7 protein-coding genes are annotated in these 8,365 nt (G+C 56.5%); 3 read left to right on the top strand and 4 right to left on the bottom strand.

The features are described 5' to 3' along the window. The 3 genes from M0974_RS00425 to M0974_RS00435 all read right to left on the bottom strand — a co-directional run. Window positions 1-273 (bottom strand): response regulator transcription factor (locus M0974_RS00425; RefSeq protein WP_297831170.1); only part of this gene is annotated, 273 nt, incomplete at its 3' end. Further along, window positions 270-1,160, bottom strand: coding sequence for a sensor histidine kinase (locus tag M0974_RS00430; RefSeq protein WP_297831186.1), 891 nt, complete (start codon window positions 1,158-1,160; stop codon window positions 270-272). The genes M0974_RS00430 and M0974_RS00425, both read right to left, overlap by 4 nt. 232 nt (window positions 1,161-1,392) lie before the next feature. Then, complete coding sequence (locus tag M0974_RS00435) at window positions 1,393-1,878, bottom strand: hypothetical protein (RefSeq protein WP_297831173.1); 486 nt, start codon at window positions 1,876-1,878, stop codon at window positions 1,393-1,395. A 571-nt stretch (window positions 1,879-2,449) separates the two neighbouring features. On the opposite strand from M0974_RS00435, the gene M0974_RS00440 reads away from it, so the two are divergent. Beyond that, entirely contained in the window at window positions 2,450-3,379 is a 930-nt protein-coding gene (locus M0974_RS00440; RefSeq protein ID WP_297831176.1) for a chemotaxis protein CheV, read from the top strand. Between the two features lie 62 nt (window positions 3,380-3,441). Next, entirely contained in the window at window positions 3,442-4,251 is an 810-nt protein-coding gene (locus tag M0974_RS00445; protein WP_297831178.1) for an MOSC domain-containing protein, read from the top strand. 8 nt (window positions 4,252-4,259) lie between these two features. On the opposite strand, the gene M0974_RS00450 is transcribed toward M0974_RS00445, so the two are convergent. After that, window positions 4,260-6,188, bottom strand: coding sequence for a transglycosylase SLT domain-containing protein (locus M0974_RS00450; RefSeq protein WP_297831181.1), 1,929 nt, complete (start codon window positions 6,186-6,188; stop codon window positions 4,260-4,262). A 223-nt stretch (window positions 6,189-6,411) separates the two neighbouring features. Here M0974_RS00450 and M0974_RS00455 point away from each other — a divergent pair, with 223 nt between their 5' ends. Then, window positions 6,412-8,331: an ATP-binding cassette domain-containing protein gene (locus tag M0974_RS00455; RefSeq protein WP_297831184.1), complete on the top strand. Its 1,920-nt coding sequence runs from the start codon at window positions 6,412-6,414 to the stop codon at window positions 8,329-8,331. Window positions 8,332-8,365 lie beyond the last annotated feature (34 nt).

Genomic DNA, 8,365 nt, shown 5'->3' on the forward strand with positions numbered 1-8,365 from the left:
GATCATCTGAGGGTCGGTGTGCATCGATAAAATCAACACGTTGCTCTGGGGGAACTCCCCGAGTAGCTGCTCCAATGTGTCCAAACCATTGGTGTCCTTCATAGAGATGTCCAGAAGGATAATGTCCGGGCGCAACTGCCGAACCAGGTCGAGGACCTGCGCGCCGTCACTGGCTTCGCCGATCACTGCATAGCCTGGCAGGTCCGCGATCAAGGCACGAACCCCGGCCCTGATCAGCGCGTGATCATCGACCAACAGCAGGTTACACATCATAAGGCCTTGCTTGTGTTAGCGCGTTCGCGAACACCGGGTGCCCACGGGAACAGCGCTTTGATTTGCGTACCTTTGCCAGGGTGGCTATGCACTGTCAGCGTACCGTCTAACAGTGCAGCGCGCTCGGCCATACCGGCCATGCCGCACTGGCCTTGTTGCCCTGGATTTTCAGCCGGCGCAAAGCCGACGCCATCGTCGTCAATCTGCAGTAAAAGCCCTTCCGGCGAGCGCTGTAGCCTTACCAATAGATTCTCTGCCGCCGCGTGACGTAACACATTGGTCACTGCTTCCTGGGTGATTCGAAAGGCAGCCACCGCCATTTCTTCCGGGATGCCGGCGAGGCGTTGATGGCACTCCATACTCCAATGCACCGGCGTATCGACGAGGGTGCGCAGCAAGTGCGCGCGCAAGCTTTCCTCAAGCCCAAGGCTTGCAAGTTGGCGGGGGTTAAGAATGGCGGACACATCGCGAACTTTCGCCAGCGTCTCATCCAGCGTGGTGCACAGTAGGGAAAAATGCTTGCTGAGCTCGGTCGGCATACGTCGTTGCAACCAGTCACTTTGCAACTTGGCGGCGGTGAGCATTTGGCCGATGTCGTCATGCAGCTCGCGGCTGAGCCGGTGGCGCTCGGTTTCCTGAACTTCAAGCATGTGCTCGGCCAGTTCCCGTGGCTGGAAATTGATCGAGTCGCCCGATCTGCGCTGGACGTACCAGACGCCGATGACGGTGGCCAAATTTAGTGCAAGCAGTAACGTCGGTAAGGCCATTGCGTTGAAGTAGACCGCAAGATTGCCGGCGACCGAACTGATACAGAGTAAGGCTGTAAGCCAGCGAGCGTTGTTCTTGCTCAGTGCCCATAGTTTGAATGACTTGATGCTGGCGTACATAGCTGAAAGCGCCATCGATGTTCGCTGCGGATACCCTGATTGGCTGCCATCAGGTCAAGGCTGCCGATATTACCTTAAACCGCTGAATAATTGAGTATTCGACTGCAATTCATATCAGGCTCGCGGGTCTTGGGGGCGATGAATATCGATAGAAACCGAAGCGTCCCTTAGGACGCTTTAGTTATTAATGATGCAACTGTGTGGGCTGTTGCGATTACCAGAGATCAACGAGTTAGTGTCGATGTGCCATCGCGCTGAAGTCCAATTTCAACGAAGTGGACGGCGTTGTGTTCGGCACCAAAGCAGCCAGTTCATCCTCGAGCCCGACCACGGCTGCAAATGAAGACAGCAACTCAAACTGTTCATCGTCGTCAAGGAGCAGCATTCCGGTGTCGGCGTCGATCAGTTCCAGTTGCCAGGCCAGAAGGGTGAAGCAGTTTTTCAGGGCGCGTAGTGCGTCGCCCTGCAAATTGATGTGCGGATACGCCAGGCTTAGCAGGCGATTGATACGCAGGGAAAAGTCGGTTATGCCATTAATAGCAAGACCGTCCGCTTTGTTGGCGAGGCTTAAAAGAGCGCTCAGAAGATATTCAATGGCGTCCTTGTCGTTGGTAAATAATTCCAGATGACTTAGGCATTCGTCTGATTTTGTGAGAAGGGTTTGGGCCTCAAACAAAAAATCAGGAAGCGAATTTTGCTGCTCTGTGCCGTTCAACATGCTTTATCTCCACAGCTCTTGGACAGCGAACGTAAATCTCGCTGGGCGAGTGGCCTCAAGTTAATGTTGAAATCAAACGGAAGTCTGTAGGCCGTTTCCGAATCTCGGTTTTTGACCTCAGAAATATATCCAACCACCTTTCCGTGTGACCTCTTTACCGGGCGTTGAGCGGACTTTTTACCCTCCATGATGGTGGGTCCCCGGAATTGTTCAAGGCAGGCGATAGGCCGGTGTATCTTGCCTGTTCTCGATCGCGAGATAGCCGACAAGAGCCCAACTCCATTGATGCAATGAGAATAGCGTCACATTAATGTCTATTGGATATCGCGAATATCAGGTTGAGCCTGATCGTCACTCAGGGTATCCCCTAGAGAGCAATTTGTCGGTATTCATCTGAGTGCCATGCAGTTTGCAATCAATTTATTTGACTGCAAAGTGAGCAAAACAAGCAGCAGTGATGTTGTTATGATATCAATGTTCTCGCGCCACACTTGCCGCAATTAAGGTCTTGCTGACTTCAGCCGATAAAGCAGGAAGCGCTAGAAAAATTGAATCATTCCAGGAGTCATTAATGGCCGGCATTCTCGACACGGTAGATCAACGCACACAGCTGGTGGGTGAGAACCGCCTGGAAATTCTAATGTTCCGCCTGGCGGGTCGGCAGTTGTTCGCGATCAACGTGTTCAAGGTTCAAGAGGTGCTGCAACTGCCCAAGCTGACGCTCATGCCGCAGCGACATCCTTTCGTCTGTGGGGTCGTCAATCTGCGCGGTCAAACCTTACCGGTGATCGACCTGTCCCAGGCCATTGGCATGCGTCCGCTGATTCCGGGGCCCAACAGCACCATCATTGTTACTGAATACAATCGCTCGGTGCAGGCGTTTCTGGTGGGTGGCGTGGACCGCATCGTCAACATGAATTGGGAAGCGATTTTGCCGCCGCCTGCCAGTGCGGGTCGTCAGCATTACCTAACCGCTATCAGCAAGGTCGACGACCAGTTGGTGGAAATCATCGACGTCGAAAAGGTTCTCGCCGAGATCGTGCCCTACAACGCGAAGGTTTCTCGCGAAAAGCTGTTGGACCCGGTATTGGAATTAGCCCGCGGCCGCGAAGTGCTGCTGGTCGATGACTCGAACGTGGCTTTGTCACAACTGCGCGAAACGCTCTCCCAGCTCGGGGTGAAGATGCATGTTGCCCGCGACGGTCTCAAGGCGTTGAACATGCTCAAAGCTTGGGCGGACACCGGTGAAGTCATGACCGATAAGCTGCTGATGGTCTTCACCGATGCCGAGATGCCGGAAATGGACGGTTACCGGCTGACCACCGAGATCCGCAATGACCCGCGTTTACGCAAGCTGTATGTCGTGCTGCACACCTCTTTGTCCGGCAGTTTCAACGACTCTATGGTGAAAAAGGTCGGTTGCGACAATTTCCTCTCCAAATTTCAGCCGGATAAGTTGGTAGATGTCGTGCGTGAGCGTTTGATGCTTGATCAGGCTTGAGGGGTTGTAGAGCGCAGCGGCAACTCGTATAAGTTGGTTTTTTGGATTCAGGAAAACTGACCATGCTGCGTCTCAGCGCACTTTATCGATTTCCACTCAAGTCCGGTATTGCCGAGCCATTGCGTCAGGCTGAGTTCGACGGGCTTGGGTTGGCCGGGGATCGCCGATGGATGCTGGTAGAGGAGGGCTCCGGGCGCTTCTTTACCCAGCGTGCGATGCCGCAGATGTCGCAGTTGTCGGCGCTGTGGAACGTTGCCGGTGGCTTGACCTTGAGTGCGCCCGGTTTTGAATCCCTTGAGGTAGATGTGCCGGAAAATACCGAGCAATCGCTGCGCGGTGTGACTATTTGGCGTGACACCCTGCGGGTGCCGGACGCTGGCGACGAAGCTGCGCAGTGGCTTAGCGCATTTATGGGGCGGCCTACGCGTATGGTGCATGTTCCGGCCGACCGCGCTCGCTGGTTGCCAAGCGGCTACGGCACTGTCGAAGACAAAGTCGGTTTTGCCGACGGCTTTCCGATATTGCTGATCGGCCAAGCTTCCCTTGATGATTTGTCGGCCAAGGTTGGACGGCCTCTGGAAATGCTGCGCTTTAGACCGAATCTGGTGGTTGAAGGCAGTGAGGCGTTTGCTGAGGACGGCTGGAAACGTATCCGCATCGGTGAGATGGAGTTTCGGCTGCTCAAGGGTTGCTCCCGGTGCATCCTCACCACCATTGATCCCAAGACCGGTGAGCGTTCGGCTGACCGCGAACCCATGACGACCTTAAAGACCTATCGCGAGCGTGACGGCGATGTCTGGTTTGGGCAGAACATTGTCAACGATGGCCCAGGCACCCTTGAAGTCGGAATGCCGGTCACGGTGTTGGAATAAGTTAGCGGCTACAAATCATCAAAAAAGCGCTCATGCCAATCCACCAGTGGTTGTGGGAGATTGAGCTTTTCACCGTAGATGACCGAATAAGACAACACGTTCTGTACGTACTGACGGGTCTCGTCGAATGGGATGCTTTCAACCCAGACATCAAATGCCAAATGGTTTGCGCCTTTCAGCCATTGACGGACGCGCGCGGGCCCTGCGTTGTATGCCGCTGACGCGAGTACGCGGTTGCCGTTGAATTGGCTATGTACCTGGCTGAGATAAGCGGCGCCCAGCTGTATGTTTTTATCCGGGTCCAGCACTTGCTGCGGCGACGCCAGCGGAATGCTGAATTTACGCGCAGTGTCTTTGGCGGTGGCCGGCATCAGTTGCATCAGGCCACTGGCGCCGACGCCGGAGCGGGCGTCGTCCATGAATGCACTTTCCTGGCGGGTAATCGCGAACACCCAGCTTGAATGCAGGCCGCGTACATTGGCTTCGCGTACCAACGTATCGCGGTGCGCCATCGGGAAGCGGATGTCCAGGTCATCCCAGTATTGCGCTTGGCTGATGGTGCGGATGGCCGGGAAATACCAATGCATGTCGTAGGCGAGTTTGGCCTGGGCGACCATTTCATCACGGCTGAACAGGCGGCTGACGTAATACCACTCACGTCGACCGTCGACGACTTCGCCGCGATCATGGAACTCCAGTGCCCGGCGTACACCTGGGGTGTTGCGCACTTTATTGATGATCTGCTGGCTGAGCACCAGTGGACGATTCTTCAGCTGGTACGAGGTCTGGGTGCGATCCGCGGCAAGGAAGCCGTAAAAATCGCGCTCTTTCGAGACGGCTTTATACAGCGCAGGTATCAACGGGCTAGTGGGCTGGGACAGCTCCAGTGAGCGGGCTTGCCAGTAGCGCCAGCGGTTGGTGGTGGCCAAAACCGGTGGTAGTCGACGCGTCAGCTGATAGGCGTCATCCCAGCGGCCCAGTCGCAGCAGCAGGCGCAGGCGCCATTCGGTTACCGTGTCGTCGCGCAAGTCCGGGTCGTATTTGGTCATGACCTCTAGTGCGCGGCCATCGAAACTACGGGCGAGGGTCAGCCCAATCTCCTTGGCGATCGCCACTTGTTCGTCGCGGGAGAAGTGCATGGTCGCTGAATAGCTGTCGAGCATGCTCAGGGCTTTCTGGGGGTCTTGTCTGGCTAAGCGGCGCAGGCCGAGGCCCACCACGTCTGACATGGCCTCATCGGCCGGCAGAAAGCGCGAAGGGTCGTTGAGCATTTCCGGCTTCTGCGCGACGGCGATCAGCAGCCTGCCTTGGGGAGCCAGCGTTACCAAGCTATTGACCAGCGTAGTGGCCAAGCTGTAGTTGCGAGCAGAAGCGGCGAGTTTGGCGCGTTTCCAGCGTTTTTGTTCTGTTAATTGGCCTTCGGCAGCCCATTGTGCGAAGAAACCGTCACATGAATCTGGCAACGTCTTGCTCGTCATCCACAGTTTTTCGGCGCTGGCGTAGCCTTCAGAGCGCAGGTTGTGGCCCAACTGGTATTGGCCGTACAGGCAGTCGAGTTCAACGAAGTTCATCTTGGGGTCGTAGTACTTCACGAACGTCTGCCAGTCGCCTCGATCAACGAGCCAGCGCAGCCAACGCAATTTCATCCAGTTGGCTTGGGGCAGGTCGCCATGCTCTGCGAGAAACTTTTCAATCTCGGCATTGCTGGCGGTCTTGAGGCGGGCGGTCAGCTCGTCATATTCCAGATACGGTTCCAGAGGGTAATCGGCAAGCGCCTGGCTGTAACGCATGTACGGGCCCGTGTCGCCTTTGGCCAATGCGCGTTTTGCTTCATCGTAATATTGACGCTGTTGAGTGATGTCGACCGCCTGAACTGATTGGGCAGCGGTAGCGGAGAGAAGCAGGCAGGACAAAAGACCGAACAAACGACTGCGCATGAGACTTCCGTGCAGATGAATCGAGAAAAGTGTCGCTAGCTTAGCCTTTTGCCTGCTCCGGGTGAAAGCATTGCCGGTCGGTAATGCAACTGAGTCGGTCTCAGCGGATTTCATCAAGCCTCGCGGCGCTACCGCCGGCATCGACGCCCGCTCGATTGTTATTGAATGCCAACATGCAGCGGGTATCTCAGGTAGAATGCGCCCCCAGTTTTTGGAGAAGATCATGACCCTGCTCAAATTCAGCGATGTGTCCCTTGCTTTCGGCGCTATGCCGTTGTTGGACAAGGTGTCCTGGCAGATCGCCCGTGGTGAGCGGGTGTGCATCATCGGCCGCAACGGCACCGGCAAGTCCAGTATGTTAAAGCTGGTCAAAGGCATTCAGAAGCCCGATGAGGGCGCTGTATGGCGCGCGCCAGGCCTGAAAATCGGCGAGCTGCCGCAAGAGTTGCCGGAAGCCGACGGGCGGACCGTGTTCGACGTGGTTGCCGAAGGCCTGGACGGCGTCGGTGCATTGCTTGCCGAATATCACCACCTGAGCCAGAACATCGTCACCGCTGAGGACCTGGACAAGCTGATGCATGTTCAGCAAGACCTCGAAGCCCGTGACGGATGGCGCTTGCAGCAATTGGTCGACAGTACCCTGAGCCGCTTGCAGTTGCCGGCCGACAAAACGCTGGCTGAGCTTTCCGGTGGCTGGCGTCGCCGGGTGCTGTTGGCTCAGGCGCTGGTGTCCGAGCCGGATCTGCTGCTGCTCGACGAGCCGACCAACCACTTGGACATCGGCGCAATTGCTTGGCTCGAAGAGGCTCTGCTGGGCTTCCAGGGCGCGGTTCTGTTCATTACGCACGACCGGGCATTCCTGCAGAACCTGGCCACCCGGATTCTTGAGTTGGACCGCGGCGGCTTGATCGACTGGAACGGCGACTACGCCAGCTTCCTGGTACACAAAGAAGCCCAGCTGGCCGCAGAAGAAACGGCTAACGCGCTGTTCGACAAGCGCCTGGCCCAGGAAGAAGTGTGGATTCGTCAGGGCATCAAAGCCCGCCGCACACGTAACGAAGGCCGTGTTCGCGCCCTGAAAGAGTTGCGAGTAGAGCGTAGCGAACGTCGTGAGCGTACTGGCAAGGCGAACATCCAGCTCGATACCGCCGATAAATCCGGCAAACAGGTCATGGTTCTGGATAACGTCAGCTTTGCTCACCCGGGCGGCCCGTTCCTGATCAAAGATTTCTCCATGGTACTGCAGCGCGAAGACCGTATCGGTCTGCTGGGCGCCAACGGTACCGGCAAGACCACCTTGCTCAAGCTGATGCTCGACAGCTTGCAGCCGAGCAGCGGCACGGTTGAAGTAGGTACGCGTCTGGACGTGGCTTATTTCGACCAGTTGCGTCACCAGCTCGATCTGGAGAAAACCGTTATCGACAACGTGGCCGAAGGTCGCGACTTCATCGATATCGATGGTCAGAGCCGCCACGTACTTAGCTACCTGGGCGACTTCCTGTTCAGCCCGCAACGTGCACGTACCCCGGTGAAAGCATTGTCGGGTGGCGAGCGTGCTCGTTTGTTACTGGCAAAACTGTTCAGCAAGCCAGCCAACCTGTTGGTCCTCGACGAACCCACCAACGACCTGGACGTGGAGACCCTCGAGCTGCTTGAAGAGGTTCTGCTGACGTTTAAAGGCACCGTGTTGATGGTCAGTCACGACCGGGCATTCCTCGACAACGTCGTCACCAGTACGCTGGTGTTCGAAGGCGAAGGCAAGGTGCGTGAATACGTCGGTGGTTATCAGGACTGGCTGCGCCAAGGTGGTTCGCCACGTTTGTTGGGCGTGACCGAGAACAAGTCGGGTAAGGCAGAGTTGGCCAGTGCGGCAGTTGCAGCAGTTGCAGCAGCCCCAGTGGTAGCTCAAGACATGCCGGTTGCCAAGAAAAAGCTCAGCTATAAGCTACAGCGCGAGCTTGAAGCCTTGCCGAAGCAAATCGATGATGTCGAAGCGCAAATGGCGTCGTTGTCGGCTGAGATGGCAGATGCCGGTTTCTACCAGCGTCCTGCCGAGCAGACGGCGGCAGTGATGGCGCAGCTAGAGAACCTACAAGCGCAGCTTGATACCTTGCTGGAACGCTGGGCTGAGCTGGACGCTTAATCCTCTGTAGGAGCGGGCTTGCTCGCGATCCATC

The organism is Pseudomonas sp. (assembly GCF_026224925.1).
Classification (GTDB): Bacteria; Pseudomonadota; Gammaproteobacteria; order Pseudomonadales; family Pseudomonadaceae; genus Aquipseudomonas.